We start from the raw sequence: 17,679 nt of genomic DNA on the forward strand, positions 1-17,679 counted from the left end.
TCCTCTGATCGAGATACACAAGTGATCGAAAATCTACGCAACATCGCCATCATCGCCCACGTTGACCATGGCAAGACCACCCTGGTAGACAAACTGCTGCGTCAGTCCGGCACCCTGGAGCGCAACGAGCTCAACGACGAGCGCGTGATGGACTCCAACGACCAGGAAAAAGAGCGCGGCATTACCATTCTGGCGAAAAACACCGCCATCAACTGGAACGGCTACCACATCAACATCGTGGACACCCCGGGCCACGCCGACTTCGGTGGTGAAGTAGAGCGTGTGATGTCGATGGTCGACTCCGTGCTGCTGCTGGTTGACGCCCAGGACGGCCCTATGCCGCAAACCCGTTTCGTGACCAAGAAGGCTTTCGAAGCCGGCCTGCGTCCGATCGTGGTGATCAACAAGGTCGACCGTCCGGGCGCGCGTCCTGACTGGGTTCTGGACCAGATCTTCGACCTGTTCGACAACCTGGGTGCCACCGACGAACAGCTGGACTTCAAGGTCGTCTACGCCTCGGCCCTGAACGGCATTGCCGGTCTGGACCACACCGAAATGGCCGAAGACATGACCCCGCTGTACCAGTCGATCGTCGACAACGTGCCAGCGCCAAGCGTCGACCGCGACGGTCCGTTCCAGATGCAGATCTCGGCACTGGACTACAACAGCTTCCTGGGCGTGATCGGTGTTGGCCGCATCGCCCGTGGTCGCGTCAAGCCGAACACCCCGGTTGTGGCCATCGACGTTGACGGCAAGCGCCGCAACGGTCGTATCCTCAAGCTGATGGGTCACCACGGCCTGCACCGCGTCGACGTCGAAGAAGCCCAGGCTGGCGACATCGTCTGCATCAGCGGTTTCGACGAGCTGTTCATCTCCGACACCCTGTGCTCCCCGGACGCAGTCGAGGCGATGAAGCCGCTGACCGTCGACGAGCCGACCGTTTCGATGACCTTCCAGGTCAACGACTCGCCGTTCTGCGGTAAGGAAGGCAAGTTCGTCACCAGCCGCAACATCAAGGAGCGTCTGGACAAGGAGCTGCTGTACAACGTTGCACTGCGCGTTGAAGAAGGCGACTCGGCCGACAAGTTCAAGGTATCGGGCCGTGGTGAGCTGCACCTGTCGGTACTGATCGAAACCATGCGTCGCGAAGGCTTCGAAATGGGTGTTGGTCGTCCGGAAGTGATCATCCGCGAAGTCGACGGTGCCAAGCACGAGCCGTTCGAGAACGTCACCATCGACATCCCTGAAGATTCGCAGGGCAAGGTCATGGAAGAAATGGGCCTGCGTAAAGGCGACCTGACCAACATGGTGCCGGATGGCAAGGGCCGTGTACGTCTGGAATACAACATTCCAGCCCGTGGTCTGATCGGTTTCCGCAACCAGTTCCTGACCCTGACCAACGGTGCAGGCATCCTGACCTCGATCTTCGATCGCTACGCGCCAATGAAGTCCGGCCACATGTCCGGCCGTCAGAACGGCGTACTGGTATCGGTAGAGACCGGCAAGGCGCTGACCTACTCGCTGGAAACCCTGCAGGCGCGCGGCAAGCTGTTCGTCGAGCACGGCCAGGAGATCTACAACGGTCAGATCGTCGGTCTGAACAGCCGTGACAACGACCTGGGCGTCAACCCTACCAAGGGCAAGAAGCTCGACAACATGCGTGCTTCGGGCAAAGACGAAACCATCGCTCTGGTGCCACCTGTTCGCTTCACCCTGGAACAGGCCCTGGAATTCATCCAGGACGACGAGCTGTGCGAAGTCACGCCCAAGTCGATCCGTCTGCGTAAGAAGATCCTGGACGAAGGCGAGCGTACCCGCGCTGCCAAGAAAGCCAAGAACTGAGTTAGCTCAGGCTGAATGAAAACGCCCCCGGTCGAAAGGCCGGGGGCGTTTTTGTTTGTGCAAGGCCTGAAACTTGCGCTGGCCGAATCGCGGGTCAAGCCCGCTCCCACAGGTAAATGCACAACCTTGTGGGAGCGGGCTTGACCCGCGATGCTTTTCAGCGGGCCACGGGCTTTGGCTTGTACGCGCAGTACCCCGGCCGCGGGCCAATCCTTGGGTGGTTGCGGCAGGTGTCGGGGCGCTTGTCGTAAATGGTGCAGAACCGCGTCTTGCGGTCCAGGTACAGGCAATCGTCGTTGCTCATGCGCTGCAAGGTGAAGATCCCGGACTTCTGGTTGAAGCGCTCGACGATCCCATCCTTCTGCAGGCGCTTGGCGATGTTCTTGGGCGGCTCGCCCCGTTCGAATTCGTCCACCACGCCAATGCGGATCAGATCCGTGAGCTTGACCTCCACCGGCAGGGTGCAGCAACTGGACATGCAGCCCCCGCACATGTGGCTGGAATACCTCTGCCAGGTATCCAGGCGGTCGAGTTCGGCGGCGGCAATCAGGGTCGGTTTCATCAGGTTCGGTTTTTCAGATGGTCGGGTGGGCGCGCGATCATACCGGAGTTGGTCAAAATGTGAACAACCATTTGCCGGGTTCGTGCCAACCCGGTACCGCTTTTGCACAGAAACAAACGAACCCGCGCTACCGCGCCCGGTCGAACCGTCTAGGCTGAGAAATCCCCATCCGCATTCGTCAACTTGCCCGAGGACGTCGTATGTCTCAGGAACCACTCGCACGTGACGCACAGGTGGCTGCCTTTCGCACCGCTGTACTGGAAAAACTGACCTATGCCGTCGGCAAGGACCCCGAGCACGCCTTCGACCACGACTGGTTCGAGGCCATTGCCCTGGCCGCCCGCGACCACATGGTCGACCACTGGATGGACCACACGCGGCAGATCTACCGCAAGAGCCAGAAGCGCGTCTATTACCTCTCCCTCGAATTTCTCATCGGCCGCCTGCTGTACGACAGCCTGAGCAACCTCGGCCTGCTGGACATCGCCCGTGAAGCAATGACCGGGCTGGACGTGGACCTGGAGCGCATCCGCCTGCTCGAACCCGATGCGGCGCTGGGCAACGGAGGCCTCGGGCGCCTGGCGGCGTGCTTCATGGAGAGCATGTCGACCCTGGGCATCGCCGCCCACGGCTACGGTATCCGCTATGAGCACGGGCTGTTTCGCCAGGCCGTGGTCGACGGCTGGCAGCAGGAGCAGACCGAAAACTGGCTGGATTTCGGCAACCCCTGGGAGTTCGAGCGTGCCGAGGTGATCTACCCGATCAGTTTCGGCGGCAGCGTCGAGACCCGGCACGACGAATCCGGCCAGCCGCGCCAGGTGTGGTGGCCGGCCGAAACGGTGCGTGCGGTGGCCTACGACACGCCCGTGGTGGGCTGGCGTGGTGCCAGCGTCAATACCCTGCGCCTGTGGCGCGCACGGGCCCTGGAAGAGCTGCACCTGGAGCGTTTCAATGCCGGCGACCACCTGGGCGCGGTAGCCGAAGTGGCCCGTGCCGAGAGCATCTCGCGGGTACTGTACCCGGCCGACAGCACCGAGGCCGGCCAGGAGCTGCGCCTGCGCCAGGAGTACTTCTTCGTCTCGGCCTCGCTGCAGGACCTGCTGCGCCGCCACCTGAACATGAACCCCACGCTGCTCAACCTGCACGAAAAGGCCGCCATCCAGCTCAACGACACCCACCCCTCGATTGCCGTGGCCGAGCTGATGCGCCTGCTGGTGGACCAGCACGAACTGCCGTGGGACACCGCCTGGCAGCTCACCGTCGACACCCTGGCCTACACCAACCACACACTGCTGCCCGAGGCGCTGGAGACCTGGTCGGTGGGGCTGATGGAGCGCATGCTGCCGCGCCACATGCAGATCATCTACCTGATCAACGCCTTTCATATCGACGCGCTGCGGGCCAAGGGCATCCATGACTTCGACGTGCTGCGCGCGGTGTCGCTGATCGAGGAGGACAACGGCCGGCGGGTGCGCATGGGCAACCTGGCGTTCCTCGGGTCGCACAGCGTCAACGGCGTGTCGGGGCTGCACACCAAGCTGATGCGCAGCACCGTGTTCGCCGAACTGCACAAGCTCTACCCCGAGCGGATCAACAACAAGACCAACGGCATCACCTTCCGCCGCTGGCTGTACCAGGCCAACCCGCCGCTCACCCGCATGCTGGTGGAGGCGCTGGGGCCCGAGGTGCTGGACGACCCCGAGAAGCACCTGCGGCGCCTCGAACCGTTCGCCGACAAGCCGGCGTTTCGCAAGGCCTTCGCCCAGCAGCGCCTGCACAGCAAGAAGGCCCTGGCCAACCTGATCCAGGAGCGCCTGGGCATCACGGTCGACCCCGAGGCGATGTTCGATGTGCAGGTCAAGCGCATCCACGAATACAAGCGCCAGTTGCTCAACCTGCTGCATACCGTGGCGCTGTACCAGGCGATCCGCGCCGAGCCGGGCACGCACTGGGCGCCGCGGGTGAAGATCTTTGCCGGCAAGGCCGCCGCCAGCTATCACCAGGCCAAACTGATCATCAAGCTGGCCAACGACATCGCCAGGGTGGTCAACAACGACCCGACCGTGCGCGGGCTGCTCAAGGTGGTGTTCCTGCCCAACTACAACGTGAGCCTGGCCGAGAGCATCATCCCGGCGGCGGACCTGTCCGAGCAGATCTCCACCGCCGGCTACGAGGCCTCGGGCACCAGCAACATGAAGTTCGGCCTCAATGGCGCGCTGACCATCGGCACCCTGGACGGCGCCAACGTCGAGATGTGCGAGCAGGTGGGGGCCGAGCACATGTTCATCTTCGGCCTGACCTCCCAGCAGGTGGAGGCGCGCAAGCGCAGCGGCGATTTCGGTGCCAGCTCCGCCATCGGCGCCTCGTACCGGCTCAACGACGTGCTCCAGGCGATCCGCGGCGGGGTGTTCTCGCCGGACGACCCGGCGCGCTACGTGGGGCTGATCGATTCACTGGTGCCGTATGACCGCTTCCTGGTGTGCGCCGACTTCGATGCCTACTGGGAGGCCCAGCGCCGCGTCGAGGAGCTGTGGCACGACCCCCAGCAGTGGTGGCGCTCGGCCGTGCTCAATACCGCGCGCATGGGCTGGTTCTCGTCGGACCGCACCATTCGCGAATACGCCGGGGAGATCTGGAACGCGCTGGAGTAGGCGCCTGGCATCGGGCCCGGGGGCGTGAACCTTCGGGCCGATGTGTCGTCTGATCGGGCGAGCATGTCCTATTGCTCGCTAGCGCTTCACTCTCCCTGTAAACTGCGTGGGTTTTTTCTACCCCATCCTCCGGAGCCTTACATGTCCCGCGTTACCCTGAGTCGCTATCTGATTGAGCAGACCCGCAGCAACAGCACCCCTGCCGATCTGCGCTTCCTTATCGAAGTGGTGGCGCGTGCGTGCAAGGAAATCAGCCACAACGTGTCCAAGGGCGCCCTGGGCGGCGTGCTGGGCAGCATGGGCACTGAAAACGTGCAGGGCGAAGTCCAGAAGAAACTGGACGTGATTTCCAACGACATCCTGCTCGAAGCCAACGAGTGGGGCGGCCACCTGGCCGGCATGGCGTCCGAAGAGATGGACAATGCCTACCAGATCCCGGGCAAGTACCCCAAGGGTGCCTACCTGCTGGTATTCGACCCGCTGGACGGTTCGTCGAACATCGACGTCAACGTCTCGGTCGGCACCATCTTCTCGGTACTGCGCTGCCCCAACGAGTACCTGAGCCAGAACGAAAGCCTCAACGAACAGGCCTTCCTGCAGCCGGGCACCAAGCAGGTGGCCGCCGGTTACGCGATCTACGGCCCGCAGACCATGCTGATCCTGACCCTGGGCAACGGCGTCAAGGGTTTCACCCTGGACCGCGAGCTGGGCAGTTTCGTGCTGACCCACGAGAACATCCAGGTGCCGGAAACCACCGCCGAGTTCGCCATCAACATGTCCAACCAGCGCCATTGGGAAGCCCCGGTGACCCGCTATGTGGGCGAACTGCTGGCTGGCGAGACCGGCCCGCTGAAAAAGAACTACAACATGCGCTGGATCGCCTCGATGGTTGCCGACGTGCACCGCATCCTGACCCGTGGCGGCCTGTTCATGTACCCGCGCGATGCGCGCGAGCCATCCAAGCCGGGCAAGCTGCGCCTGATGTACGAAGCCAACCCGATGTCGTTCATCATCGAACAGGCCGGCGGTGCTTCCACCGACGGTCGCCAGCGCATCCTCGACATCCAGCCCGAGAGCCTGCACCAGCGTGTGGCGGTGTTCCTGGGTTCGAAGCAGGAAGTCGAGCGCGTCACCGGTTATCACCAGGAGTAAATCATGCTCGCACCTTGGCAGCCGTTGCTGGAGTGGTGGTTCGGCTGGGGCACCAGCCCCCAGGCCGTGGCTGACGAGAAGAGTACGCTGTGGTTCGGCAAGCACCACGACGACGAGGCGCGCGAGCGCTTCGGCGAGCTGGCCGCGCAGGCGCTGGCCGGCGAGCTGGACGAATGGCTGGCAAGCCCCCAGGGCTGGCTGGGCCTGGTGCTGCTGCTGGACCAGCTGCCCCGCATGATCCACCGCGACACGCAGCACGCCTTCGATGGCGACCGGCGTGCGCAGGTGCTGGTGATGCAGGGCCTGGACAAGGCCTGGGACTACCAGCTGCTGCCGATCCAGCGGGTGTTCATCCTGCTGGTGCTGGAGCATGCCGAGGTGCTTGACTGGCAGAACATCAGCATCGAGCGCTATCAGTTGCTGCTGGATGCGCAGCCGGACAGTGACCGGCGCCTGTTCGAAGGTTTCCTGGACTATGCCGAGCAGCACCAGCGGGTGATTGCGCGGTTTGGCCGCTTCCCGCACCGCAACCTGGTACTGGGGCGCCCGAGCACCGATGAAGAGATGGACTTTCTGCTGGAGCCGGGCTCGCGGTTCTGAGCTGAACCCAATCGCGGGTCAAGCCCGCTCCCACTAGGACTATCGCTGTCCTTGTGGGAGCGGGCTTGACCCGCGATTGTTTCACCCTAGATCCTGAAGCTGCCCACCAGCTGCTTCAACCTGTCCACTTGGCTCTGCAGGTCATTGCAGGCCCGCAGCGTCGCCTGCAAATTCTCCACCCCTTCCTGATTCAGCGTATTGATCTCGGTGATGTCGAGATTGATCGATTCCACCACGGCCGTCTGCTCTTCGGTGGCGGTGGCCACCGACTGGTTCATCCCGTCGATTTCGCCAATGCGCACGGTCACGCTGCCCAGGCGCTCGCCGGCCTGGTTGGCAATGCCCACGCTGTGCTCGCTCTGGCGCTGACTCTCGGTCATGGTGCCCACCGCCACCTGTGCGCCGGCCTGCAACTGCTCGATGATCTTCTGCACCTGTTGCGCCGAGTCCTGGGTACGGTGGGCCAGGTTGCGCACCTCGTCGGCCACCACCGCAAACCCGCGACCGGCCTCGCCGGCACGTGCCGCCTCGATGGCCGCGTTCAGTGCCAGCAGGTTGGTCTGCTGGGAAATGCCGCTGATCACCTCGAGAATCTGGCCGATGTTCACCGTGTTGGCGTTGAGCGTCTCGATATGGGTGCTGGCGTCGCTGATCTTGCTCGACAGCTGGTTCATCACCGCAATGGTCTGGTCGACCACCTGCTGGCCGTCCTCGGCCAGGTTGCGTGCTTCGCTGGAGTGCTGTGAGGCAAGGGCGGCGTTGTGGGCGATCTCATGGGCGGCGGCGCCCAGCTGGTTGATCGCTGCCGCCACGCTGCTGGTGCGGCCCGACTGCTGGTCGGCATTGTGGATCGACGCGTTCGAGGCGCTGACCACGCGCAGGGCCACTTCATTGACCCGACCGGTGGCCGAGGACACTTCGCTGATCGAGTTGTGGATACGTTCCACGAAGCGGTTGAACGAGGAGCCCAGCGCGCCGAACTCGTCATGGGCATGAATGCGCAGGCGCCGGGTCAGGTCGCCTTCGCCTTCGGCGATATCGTGCATGGCGCGGCCCATTACATGCAGCGGCTCCATCAGGACGCGGATCAGCACGCCGAGCAAGGCGATAATGATCAACACGGCGATGGCCGTGGCCACGATGGCCGAGGTACGAAACTCGCCGAGCATGGCAAAGGCGTAGTCCTGGTCGACCACCATCGCTACGTACCAGTCGGCCGAAGGCACGCCGTTGACGCGGGTGAAGCTGATGAACTGCCGGCGCCCGTCCTGCTCGACTTCCTTGAGGCCGCTACCCGGCTGCGGCGTGCCCTGCGGGTAGGCATCGGCCAGGCGCTTGAGGGTCAGCGAGCTGTCCGGGTGGATCAGGATCTTGCCCTCGGCATTGACGATGAACGCCAGGCCGTGGCCGTCGAAGTTCAGCGAGTTGATGATGCTGCTGATGGTGTCCAGGTCGGTGTCGGCACCGCTGACACCGATCAGGCGGCCAGCCTGCTGCACCGGGGTGGCAATGGTGATCACCAGCTTGCCCGAGGAGGCCGAGACGTAGGGTTCGGTAACGATGCTGCGCCCGGCCTCGCTGGCGCCCTTGTACCAGCCGCGTACCCGCGGGTCGTAGTCGGCGGCGCGGTTGCCCGTGGGCACCGATTGCATGCTGCCGTCCTGGCCGCCGAAGTAGGTCAGGGTGAAGTTGCTGGCATACACCGGCAACGCCATCAGCCGGTCCAGGCTCGGCTTGCCGGGGCCATCCACGGCCACCTGCTGGGCAAACGAATGCTGCAGCTGGATGCGGCTCTGCAGCCAGGTCTGGATGTTGCTGGTGGTAAGGCTGCCGAGCTCCTGCATCGTGGCCTCGGTGTTGCTGCGCAGCGACTGGCGCTGGCGGTAATCGTTGAACAGGATGAAACAGGTAAACGCCACCGCGACCACAAGGGCGGCGGCCAGCAGGATCTTGTGGCTGAACTTCAGGTTTTTGGTCATTGCGAGGTCTGTCTGCACAAGGCGGTCAACGGGGAGGGCGCGGCGAAACGTCGCAGCGCCCTCCTGTGTCGTCCGCGCCGGGCAAAAAATGAGGCGGATGTGCGACTAGTCGACAAATGGCAACGATAACCGTGCAGGTAATTGGGGTTGCCGGGAACCGGATAGGGGTTTTTGCTTCTAAGCTCGAGTCAGGCCCCGTGCTTGCACCCTCATGTTCAGGAGTGACCCCATGTCGTTGCGTTCCCTCGCCTTGTTGTCGTTGTGCGTGTTGCTGGCCGCATGCAGCAAGATCAACCAGGAAAACTATTCCAAGCTCCAGGCCGGCATGCCCAAGGCCGAGGTCGAGCGACTGCTGGGCAGCCCCACCGAGTGTTCCGGCGCGCTGGGCATGACCAGTTGTACCTGGGGCGACCAGAAAGCCTTCATCAGCGTGCAGTACGCCGCCGACAAGGTGCTGATGTACTCGGGGCAGGGTCTCAAATGAAACGCCTGCCCCTGCTGTTGAGCCTGTGCGCCGGCCTGCTGCTGACCGGTTGTGCGCATTCGCGCGACGACGGGCCGTTGCCGCCCAAGACCGTCGACAGCGTCGACCTCAAGCGTTACCAGGGCAAGTGGTTCGAGCTGGCGCGGTTGCCGATGTTCTTCCAGCGCAATTGCGCGCAGAGCGAAGCGCATTACAACCTCAAGCCGGACGGCACGGTGGGCGTGCTCAACCGCTGCATCACGCTCGAGGGCGAGTGGGAGGAGGCCAGTGGTACGGCGACGCCACAGGTGCAGGGCAAGACCGACAAGCTGTGGGTGGAGTTCGACAACTGGTTCTCGCGGTTGCTGCCGGGGGTGACGAAGGGCGATTACTGGGTGCTGTACGTGGACAAGGACTACCAGACGGCACTGGTGGGCAACCCGGACCGCAAGTACCTGTGGATACTGTCGCGCACGCCGACGATTCCGGCGCTGGAGCGCGAGAGCCTGCTGGCGCGGGCGCGTCAGCAGGGGTATGACACCACGCGGCTGATCTGGCGGGTTTCGGACAGGGACATCGCGCACAGTCAGTGAGGGCCTCTTCGCGGGCCAAGCCCGCTCCCACAGGATCAGCATAAACCCTGTGGGAGCGGGCTTGACCCGCGATAATCACGGCGTGGTTCTGGCTCAGCCCAGCACTTCGCGAAGCACCCCGGCAAACGCCCGCGCACTCTGTTCTTCACCCGCATGCCGCCCCTGTTGCACCACCCACTTGCCATTGACCATCACATCGCGCACCTGCCGGTCGCCGCCGGCAAACAGCCAGCGATTGAGAACCCCGTCCCCGCTCGCCGTGGCGATATACGGATCGGCCCCATCCAGCACAATCCAGTCGGCCCGCCTGCCCACCGCCAGTTCGCCAACCGGCTGCCCCAGCGCCTGCGCACCACCGGCCAGGGCCGCATCGAACAGGGTGCGCCCCACCATCGGCTGATCGGCCCCATGCAACCGGTTGCGCCGCTGGTCGCGCAGGCGTTGGCCATACTCGAGCCAGCGCAATTCCTCCACCACGCTCAGCGACACATGGCTGTCCGAGCCGATGCCCATGCGCCCGCCCTGGGCCAGGTAGTCGACCGCAGGGAAGATGCCGTCGCCCAGGTTGGCCTCGGTGGTCAGGCACAGGCCGGCCACCGCCTTGCTGCGCGCCATGGCGCTGACTTCGTCGGGCTCGGCGTGGGTGGCATGCACCAGGCACCAGCGCTGGTCGACATCGACGTTTTCATACAGCCACTGCAACGGCCGGCGGCCACTCCAGGCCAGGCAGTCGTCGACTTCCTTCTGCTGTTCGGCAATGTGGATATGCACCGGGCAGGCCTTGTCACCGGCAGCCATGACCTGGGCGATCTGCTGCGGGGTGACCGCGCGCAGGGAGTGAAAGCACAGCCCCAGGCGCTGCGCCGGTTGCTGGGCGAGCAGCGGCGCCAGTTGCGTGTGCAGGTGCAGGTACTGCTCGGTGCCGTTGATGAAGCGACGTTGCCCGTCATTGGGCGCCTGCCCGCCGAAGCCCGAGTGGCTGTACAGCACCGGCAGCAGGGTCAGGCCGATGCCGGTGTCGGCGGCGGCCTGGCTGATGCGCAGCGACAGTTCGGCCGGGTCGGCATAGGCCTTGCCCTGGGCGTCATGGTGCACGTAATGGAATTCGGCCACCGAGGTGTAGCCGGCCTTGAGCATCTCGATGTACAGCTGGCGCGCAATGATGCCCAGTTGCTCGGGGCTGATCCGGCCCACCAGTCGGTACATCAGCTCGCGCCAGGTCCAGAAGCTGTCGTTGGGGTTGCCGGCCACTTCCGCCAGGCCGGCCATGGCGCGCTGGAAGGCGTGCGAGTGCAGGTTCGGCATGCCCGGCAGCAACGGCCCGGCCAGGCGCTCGGCGCCATCTGCCGAGGCGCCTGGCTGTACGCTATTCAACAGGCCGTCGGGGCCTGTCTCGATTCGCACGTTTTCTGCCCAGCCTGTAGGCAACAAAGCACGTTCGGCAAAGAACACGGACATCGGTACGCCACCCTTTTCTGGTTATTTGTATATACATATACAGACGTTTGCCTGCCCGGTAAACTGCGGCACTCTACCGGTCATACTCATCACCAAGGATTTTTGCCGTGTCGACACCTCCTGTCTCCGCGTTGGTTGCCCACATGGGCGAGGGCCCGGCGCCGCTGTATGCGCGGGTGAAGCAGATGATCGCCCAGCAGATCCAGAACGGCAGCTGGCCGCCGCATCACCGCGTACCGTCCGAGAGCGAACTGGTCACCGAGCTGGGCTTCAGCCGCATGACCATCAACCGCGCCTTGCGCGAGCTGACCGCCGAAGGCCTGCTGGTGCGCATGCAGGGCGTCGGCACCTTCGTCGCCGAGCCCAAGAGCCGCTCGGCGCTGTTCGAGGTCAACAACATCGCCGACGAGATCGCCGCGCGCGGCCACCAGCACAGCTGCAAGGTGATCACCCTGACCGAAGAGGCGGCAGGCTCGGAGCGGGCGCTGGCGCTGGACATGCGCGAAGGGCAGCGGGTGTTCCATTCGCTGATCGTGCACTACGAAAACGGCATCCCGGTGCAGATCGAGGACCGCTTCGTCAACGCCCAGGTCGCCCCGGACTACCTCAAGCAGGACTTCACCCGCCAGACCCCCTACGCCTACCTGTCCCAGGTGGCGCCGCTGACCGAAGGCGAGCACGTGGTCGAGGCGATCCTGGCCGAACCCGAGGAATGCCGCCTGCTGCAGATCGAGCCGGGCGAGCCGTGCCTGCTGATCCGCCGGCGCACCTGGTCGGGTCGCCAGCCGGTCACGGCGGCGCGCCTGATTCACCCCGGTTCCCGTCACCGCCTGGAAGGACGCTTCAGCAAATGAGTTCGTTGACCCTGTTACGTGCCGCCGACTACCCGCGCATGCCGTGGAAGAACGGCGGCGGCAGTACCGAAGAGATCACCCGCGATGGCGGGGCCGGCCTGGAGGGCTTTGGCTGGCGCCTGTCGATTGCCGACATCGCCGAGTCGGGCGGGTTCTCCAGCTTTGCCGGGTATCAGCGCGTGATCAGCGTGCTGCAGGGCGATGGCATGCGCCTGATGGTGGATGGCCAGGCCAGCCGCGAGCTGCTGGCGTTCGATGCCTTTGCCTTCAGCGGCGAAAGTGCAGTGAGCTGCAACCTGCTGGGCGGACCGATTCGCGACTTCAACCTGATCTACGCGCCGCAGCGGTTTGCCGCGCGGCTGCAGTGGCTGCCGGGTGAAAGCCGGGTGTACAGCTCGGCCCAGACGCTGCTGGTGTTCGCGGCGCACGAGCGGGTGCGGGTCAAGGTCGCAGGGCATGCCGAGCAGTGGCTGGGTCGCTATGACTGCCTGCGGCTGGACGGCAATCACGGGTTGCTGGAGTTCGAGGTCAGTGGGCAGATCTGCCTGATCGAGCTGACCGAACGTTAAGGGCTTCGCCAGCAAGGCTGGCTCCTGCAGGTTCCATTCTTTTTTTGCGTGTGGGAGCCGGCCTTGCCGGCGAAGCGGACGACACTGTTTTTTGGTTGCCTGTACTTGTACATACAAGTAAATATATGTTTGTATTGCATCCATGGCAGTGCCATCCCGAATTCGCCTTTCGCTCGAGGAGCCCTTACGTGACGAACAAGCACAATAAATTCCGTGACGTCGAAATTCGCGCCCCGCGCGGCACCCAGCTCACTGCCAAGAGCTGGCTGACCGAAGCGCCGTTGCGCATGCTGATGAACAACCTCGACCCGCAAGTTGCCGAGAACCCCAAGGAGCTGGTGGTGTACGGCGGCATCGGCCGCGCCGCGCGCAACTGGGAGTGCTACGACAAGATCGTCGAGAGCCTCACCCACCTGAATGACGACGAGACCCTGCTGGTGCAATCCGGCAAGCCGGTCGGCGTGTTCAAGACCCACAGCAACGCCCCGCGCGTACTGATCGCCAACTCCAACCTGGTGCCGCACTGGGCCAACTGGGAACATTTCAACGAACTCGATGCCAAGGGCCTGGCCATGTACGGCCAGATGACCGCCGGCAGCTGGATCTACATCGGCAGCCAGGGCATCGTGCAGGGCACCTACGAAACCTTCGTCGAAGCCGGCCGCCAGCACTACAACGGCAGCCTCAAGGGCAAGTGGGTGCTCACCGCGGGCCTGGGCGGCATGGGCGGCGCGCAGCCACTGGCCGCGACCCTGGCCGGCGCCTGCTCGCTGAACATCGAATGCCAGCAGAGCCGCATCGACTTCCGCCTGAGCAGCCGCTACGTGGATGAACAGGCCACCGACCTGGACGACGCCCTGGCGCGCATCGCCAGATACACGGGCGAAGGCAAGGCCATCTCCATCGCCCTGCTGGGCAATGCCGCCGAAATCCTGCCCGAGCTGGTCAAGCGCGGCGTGCGCCCCGACATGGTCACCGACCAGACCAGCGCCCACGACCCGCTCAATGGCTACCTGCCGGCCGGCTGGACCTGGGAGCAGTACCGCGACCGCGCGCAGACCGAACCGGCGGCGGTGGTCAAGGCTGCCAGGCAGTCGATGGCCGTGCACGTGCAGGCCATGCTCGACTTCCAGAAGCAGGGCATCCCGACCTTCGACTACGGCAACAACATTCGTCAGATGGCCAAGGAAGAGGGTGTGACCAACGCCTTCGACTTCCCCGGCTTCGTACCTGCCTATATCCGCCCGCTGTTCTGCCGCGGCGTGGGCCCGTTCCGCTGGGCCGCGCTGTCGGGCGACGCCCAGGACATCTACAAGACCGACGCCAAGGTCAAGGAACTGATCCCCGACGACGCGCACCTGCACAACTGGCTGGACATGGCCCGCGAGCGCATCAGCTTCCAGGGCCTGCCGGCACGTATCTGCTGGGTCGGCCTGGGCCTGCGCGCCAAGCTGGGCCTGGCGTTCAACGAAATGGTGCGCAGCGGCGAGCTGTCGGCACCGATCGTGATCGGCCGCGACCACCTGGACTCCGGCTCCGTCTCCAGCCCCAACCGTGAAACCGAAGCCATGCAGGACGGCTCCGACGCCGTGTCCGACTGGCCGCTGCTCAATGCCCTGCTCAACACCGCCAGCGGCGCGACCTGGGTCTCGCTGCACCACGGCGGCGGGGTGGGCATGGGCTTCTCGCAGCACTCGGGCATGGTCATCGTGTGCGACGGCACCGACGAAGCCGCCGAGCGTATTGCCCGCGTCCTGCACAACGACCCGGCCACCGGCGTGATGCGCCATGCCGATGCCGGTTATCAGATCGCCATCGACTGCGCGAAAGAGCAGGGCCTGAACCTGCCGATGATCACGCGCTGAGCGGCGCCCTGGTCGATACTGAATTCATGACGGGCGTGAACGCCTTTCGAGACGGAGCAATAACGTGACCCAACTGACCCTGAAGCCTGGCACCCTGACCTTGGCTCAGCTGCGTGCGATCTACCAGCAACCGCTGACCCTGCAACTGGACGCCAGCGCCGACCAGCAGATCGAAGACAGCGTGGCCTGCGTCGAGCAGATCCTTGCCGAGGACCGCACCGCCTACGGCATCAACACCGGTTTCGGCCTGCTGGCCTCGACCCGCATCGCCAGCCACGACCTGGAGAACCTGCAGCGCTCGCTGGTGCTGTCCCACGCCGCCGGCGTCGGCGCGCCGCTGGGCGACGCCCTGGTGCGCCTGATCATGGTGCTCAAGGTCAACAGCCTGAGCCGTGGTTTTTCCGGCATCCGGCGCAAGGTGATCGACGCGCTGATCGCCCTGATCAACGCCGAGGTCTACCCGCACATTCCGCTCAAGGGCTCGGTGGGCGCCTCCGGCGACCTCGCACCGCTGGCGCACATGTCGCTGGTGCTGCTGGGCGAAGGCAAGGCCCGCCACAAGGGCCAATGGCTACCGGCCACCGAAGCGCTGGCGGTAGCCGGCCTCGAGCCGCTGACCCTGGCTGCCAAGGAGGGCCTGGCCCTGCTCAACGGCACCCAGGCGTCCACCGCCTATGCGCTGCGCGGGCTGTTCGAAGGCGAAGACCTGTTCGCTGCCGCCGTTGCTTGCGGCAGCCTCACCGTCGAAGCGGTGCTGGGCTCGCGCTCGCCCTTCGATGACCGCATTCATCAGGCCCGCGGCCAGCGTGGCCAGATCGACTCGGCCGCCTGCTACCGCGACCTGCTGGGCGACGGCAGCGAAGTGTCGGCCTCGCACCAGAACTGCGGCAAGGTGCAGGACCCGTACTCCCTGCGTTGCCAGCCACAGGTGATGGGCGCCTGCCTGACCCAGTTGCGCCAGGCCGCCGAGGTACTGGTGGTGGAGGCCAACGCGGTGTCCGACAACCCGCTGGTATTCGCCAAGGAGGGTGACGTGATCTCCGGTGGCAACTTCCACGCCGAGCCGGTGGCCATGGCCGCCGACAACATGGCCCTGGCCATCGCCGAAATCGGTTCGCTGAGCGAGCGGCGCATCTCGCTGATGATGGACAAGCACATGTCGCAGTTGCCGCCGTTCCTGGTGGCCAATGGCGGGGTCAACTCCGGCTTCATGATCGCCCAGGTCACCGCCGCCGCGCTGGCCAGCGAGAACAAGGCGCTGGCGCACCCGCACAGCGTCGACAGCATTCCCACCTCGGCCAACCAGGAAGACCACGTGTCGATGGCCCCGGCCGCCGGCAAGCGCCTGTGGGAAATGGCCGAGAACACCCGCGGTGTGCTGGCCGTGGAATGGCTGGCCGCCTGCCAGGGCCTGGACCTGCGCACCGGCCTCAAGACCTCGCCCAAGCTGGAGCAGGCGCGCCAGGCCCTGCGCGGCCAGGTCGCGCACTACGACAAGGACCGTTTCTTCGCCCCCGACATCGAGGCGGCCATCGCCCTGCTGGCCGCGGGCACGCTGACCGGCCTGCTGCCGGCCAAGGTGCTGCCCAGCCTCTGACGCCACCGGCTGGCCGTGCAGGCCAGCCGTCTGCCGCGCGAACCCTGGCGGGTTCGCGCTGCTTTTCGCCTACAAAAAAAACAGGAACGCGAAATGCAATCTCAAGCACAAGGTCTCAAGCGCGGGCTTACGGCCCGGCACATTCGATTCATGGCACTGGGCTCGGCCATCGGCACCGGGCTGTTCTACGGTTCGGCCGCGGCCATCCAGATGGCCGGCCCGGCGGTGTTGCTGGCCTACCTGATCGGCGGCGCGGCGGTGTTCATGGTGATGCGTGCACTGGGTGAAATGGCCGTGCACAACCCGGTGTCCGGCTCGTTCGGAAAATACGCCAGCACCTACCTGGGGCCCATGGCCGGCTTCGTGCTGGGCTGGACCTACGCCTTTGAAATGATCATCGTGTGCCTGGCCGACGTCACGGCCTTCGGCATCTACATGGGCTTCTGGTTTCCCGATGTGGCGCGCTGGGTGTGGGTGCTGGGCATCGTGTTCCTGATCGGCGGGCTCAACCTGTGCAACGTCAAGGTGTTCGGCGAGATGGAGTTCTGGCTGTCGCTGCTCAAGGTAGGCGCGATCGTGGCGATGATCCTGGCCGGTTTCGGCATCATGGCCTTCGGCCTGGCCAATGCCGAGGCGGGCAACACGGTGGGCATCGGCAACCTGTTCGATCACGGCGGTTTCATGCCCAACGGTGTCGGCGGCCTGATCGCCTCGTTCGCGGTGGTGATGTTCGCCTTCGGCGGCATCGAGATCATCGGTATCACCGCCGGTGAAGCCAAGGACCCGCAGCGCGTGATCCCCAAGGCGATCAACGCCGTGCCGCTGCGCATCCTGCTGTTCTATGTGCTCACCCTGTTCGTGCTGATGTGCCTGTACCCCTGGCCGCAGATCGGCAGCCAGGGCAGCCCGTTCGTGCAGATCTTCAGCAACCTGGGGATTGGTTCGGCGGCCACGGTGCTCAACATCGTGGTGATCTCGGCGGCGGTGTCGGCCATCAACAGCGATATCTTCGGTGCCGGGCGCATGATGTACGGCCTGGCCGAGCAGGGCCACGCGCCCAAAGGCTTCTCGAAGATCTCGCGCCACGGCGTGCCGTGGATGACCGTGCTGGTGATGGGCGCTGCGCTGCTCGGTGGCGTGGTGCTCAACTACCTGATTCCGGAAAACGTGTTCCTGCTGATCGCCTCCATTGCCACCTTTGCTACGGTATGGGTGTGGCTGATGATCCTGGTGACCCAGGTGGCCATGCGCCGCAGCATGAGCCGCGAAGAGGTCGCGCAACTGAAGTTCCCGGTACCGTTCTGGCCGTATGGGCCGGCCGCAGCCATCGCCTTCATGCTGTTCGTGTTCGGTGTGCTGGGCTACTTCCCCGACACCCAGGCGGCGTTGATCGTCGGCGTGGTGTGGGTGGTGTTCCTGGTGGTCGCCTACTGGCTGTGGTGCAAGCCGCGTGGCACGGCCACGCAGCCGGTGTCGACGCCTCAATAGTTACGG

The 17,679-nt window shown here is 64.7% G+C and carries 14 protein-coding genes and 1 pseudogene; 11 read left to right on the forward strand and 4 right to left on the reverse strand.

The genetic code is table 11. The annotated features are described in order from the left end of the window. Nucleotides 1–21: 21 nt before the first annotated feature. Nucleotides 22–1,842, forward strand: a complete 1,821-nt coding sequence (gene typA / locus NP552_RS07750) for a translational GTPase TypA (RefSeq protein ID WP_210013908.1) — start codon at nt 22–24, stop codon at nt 1,840–1,842. A 157-nt stretch (nt 1,843–1,999) separates the two neighbouring features. Here typA and NP552_RS07755 read toward each other — a convergent pair whose 3' ends face one another. Continuing rightward, the gene (locus NP552_RS07755) at nt 2,000–2,404 is read right to left on the reverse strand and encodes a YkgJ family cysteine cluster protein (RefSeq protein ID WP_043862189.1); all 405 of its coding nucleotides are present in this window, start codon (nt 2,402–2,404) and stop codon (nt 2,000–2,002) included. Between the two features lie 200 nt (nt 2,405–2,604). Here NP552_RS07755 and NP552_RS07760 point away from each other — a divergent pair, with 200 nt between their 5' ends. From NP552_RS07760 to NP552_RS07770, 3 genes are all read left to right on the forward strand, one after another. Continuing rightward, nucleotides 2,605–5,055, forward strand: a complete 2,451-nt coding sequence (locus NP552_RS07760) for a glycogen/starch/alpha-glucan phosphorylase (RefSeq protein WP_058541651.1) — start codon at nt 2,605–2,607, stop codon at nt 5,053–5,055. 141 nt (nt 5,056–5,196) lie between these two features. Next, nucleotides 5,197–6,207, forward strand: a complete 1,011-nt coding sequence (locus NP552_RS07765) for a class 1 fructose-bisphosphatase (RefSeq protein WP_043862187.1) — start codon at nt 5,197–5,199, stop codon at nt 6,205–6,207. A 3-nt stretch (nt 6,208–6,210) separates the two neighbouring features. Further along, entirely contained in the window at nt 6,211–6,807 is a 597-nt protein-coding gene (locus NP552_RS07770; protein WP_043862186.1) for a DUF924 family protein, read from the forward strand. A gap of 86 nt (nt 6,808–6,893) precedes the next feature. Here the strand turns inward: NP552_RS07770 and NP552_RS26030 are convergent, their stop codons facing one another. Both NP552_RS26030 and NP552_RS26035 read right to left on the reverse strand, forming a co-directional pair. After that, nucleotides 6,894–7,754: a methyl-accepting chemotaxis protein gene (locus NP552_RS26030; protein WP_443201033.1), complete on the reverse strand. Its 861-nt coding sequence runs from the start codon at nt 7,752–7,754 to the stop codon at nt 6,894–6,896. Next, a pseudogene (locus NP552_RS26035) lies at nt 7,752–8,786 on the reverse strand (HAMP domain-containing protein); the annotation flags it as partial. The gene NP552_RS26030 and the pseudogene NP552_RS26035, both read right to left, overlap by 3 nt. Nucleotides 8,787–9,015: 229 nt before the next feature. Here NP552_RS26035 and bamE point away from each other — a divergent pair. Continuing rightward, nucleotides 9,016–9,270: an outer membrane protein assembly factor BamE domain-containing protein gene (bamE, locus tag NP552_RS07780; protein WP_043862184.1), complete on the forward strand. Its 255-nt coding sequence runs from the start codon at nt 9,016–9,018 to the stop codon at nt 9,268–9,270. Next, nucleotides 9,267–9,842: a lipocalin family protein gene (locus NP552_RS07785; protein WP_043862183.1), complete on the forward strand. Its 576-nt coding sequence runs from the start codon at nt 9,267–9,269 to the stop codon at nt 9,840–9,842. The genes bamE and NP552_RS07785 overlap by 4 nt, the downstream gene beginning before the upstream one ends. Before the next feature lie 93 nt (nt 9,843–9,935). Here the strand turns inward: NP552_RS07785 and NP552_RS07790 are convergent, their stop codons facing one another. Next, nucleotides 9,936–11,300, reverse strand: coding sequence for a formimidoylglutamate deiminase (locus tag NP552_RS07790; protein WP_274096615.1), 1,365 nt, complete (start codon nt 11,298–11,300; stop codon nt 9,936–9,938). Nucleotides 11,301–11,443: 143 nt separating this feature from the next. Here NP552_RS07790 and hutC point away from each other — a divergent pair, with 143 nt between their 5' ends. From hutC to NP552_RS07815, 5 genes are all read left to right on the forward strand, one after another. Further along, a complete protein-coding gene (hutC, locus tag NP552_RS07795) occupies nt 11,444–12,154 on the forward strand; it encodes a histidine utilization repressor (protein WP_162484873.1) in 711 nt (236 codons plus the stop codon). Further along, a complete protein-coding gene (locus NP552_RS07800) occupies nt 12,151–12,723 on the forward strand; it encodes a HutD/Ves family protein (RefSeq protein ID WP_116052515.1) in 573 nt (190 codons plus the stop codon). Before hutC ends, NP552_RS07800 begins: the two co-directional genes overlap by 4 nt. Before the next feature lie 188 nt (nt 12,724–12,911). Next, nucleotides 12,912–14,588 (forward strand): urocanate hydratase, encoded by a 1,677-nt coding sequence (gene hutU / locus NP552_RS07805; protein ID WP_043862179.1) that lies wholly within the window; start codon nt 12,912–12,914, stop codon nt 14,586–14,588. 64 nt (nt 14,589–14,652) lie between these two features. Continuing rightward, nucleotides 14,653–16,185 carry a histidine ammonia-lyase gene (gene hutH / locus NP552_RS07810; RefSeq protein ID WP_116052516.1) on the forward strand — a complete coding sequence of 511 codons (1,533 nt, stop codon included), beginning with the start codon at nt 14,653–14,655 and terminating at the stop codon, nt 16,183–16,185. A 93-nt stretch (nt 16,186–16,278) separates the two neighbouring features. Beyond that, the gene (locus tag NP552_RS07815) at nt 16,279–17,673 is read left to right on the forward strand and encodes an amino acid permease (protein ID WP_274096616.1); all 1,395 of its coding nucleotides are present in this window, start codon (nt 16,279–16,281) and stop codon (nt 17,671–17,673) included. Nucleotides 17,674–17,679 lie beyond the last annotated feature (6 nt).

It is taken from the genome of Pseudomonas sp. 8209 (genome assembly GCF_028682105.1).
GTDB lineage: Bacteria > Pseudomonadota > Gammaproteobacteria > Pseudomonadales > Pseudomonadaceae > Aquipseudomonas > Aquipseudomonas palmensis.

What these genes read in the sequence shown, in the direction of transcription:
- NP552_RS07755 (WP_043862189.1), bottom strand. Translation starts at nt 2,404, where the DNA reads ATGAAACCGACCCTGATTGCCGCCGCCGAACTCGACCGCCTGGATACC.
- NP552_RS07760 (WP_058541651.1), top strand. Translation starts at nt 2,605, where the DNA reads ATGTCTCAGGAACCACTCGCACGTGACGCACAGGTGGCTGCCTTTCGC.
- NP552_RS07765 (WP_043862187.1), top strand. Translation starts at nt 5,197, where the DNA reads ATGTCCCGCGTTACCCTGAGTCGCTATCTGATTGAGCAGACCCGCAGC.
- NP552_RS07770 (WP_043862186.1), top strand. Translation starts at nt 6,211, where the DNA reads ATGCTCGCACCTTGGCAGCCGTTGCTGGAGTGGTGGTTCGGCTGGGGC.
- bamE (WP_043862184.1), top strand. Translation starts at nt 9,016, where the DNA reads ATGTCGTTGCGTTCCCTCGCCTTGTTGTCGTTGTGCGTGTTGCTGGCC.
- NP552_RS07785 (WP_043862183.1), top strand. Translation starts at nt 9,267, where the DNA reads ATGAAACGCCTGCCCCTGCTGTTGAGCCTGTGCGCCGGCCTGCTGCTG.
- NP552_RS07790 (WP_274096615.1), bottom strand. Translation starts at nt 11,300, where the DNA reads ATGTCCGTGTTCTTTGCCGAACGTGCTTTGTTGCCTACAGGCTGGGCA.
- hutC (WP_162484873.1), top strand. Translation starts at nt 11,444, where the DNA reads ATGGGCGAGGGCCCGGCGCCGCTGTATGCGCGGGTGAAGCAGATGATC.
- NP552_RS07800 (WP_116052515.1), top strand. Translation starts at nt 12,151, where the DNA reads ATGAGTTCGTTGACCCTGTTACGTGCCGCCGACTACCCGCGCATGCCG.
- NP552_RS07815 (WP_274096616.1), top strand. Translation starts at nt 16,279, where the DNA reads ATGCAATCTCAAGCACAAGGTCTCAAGCGCGGGCTTACGGCCCGGCAC.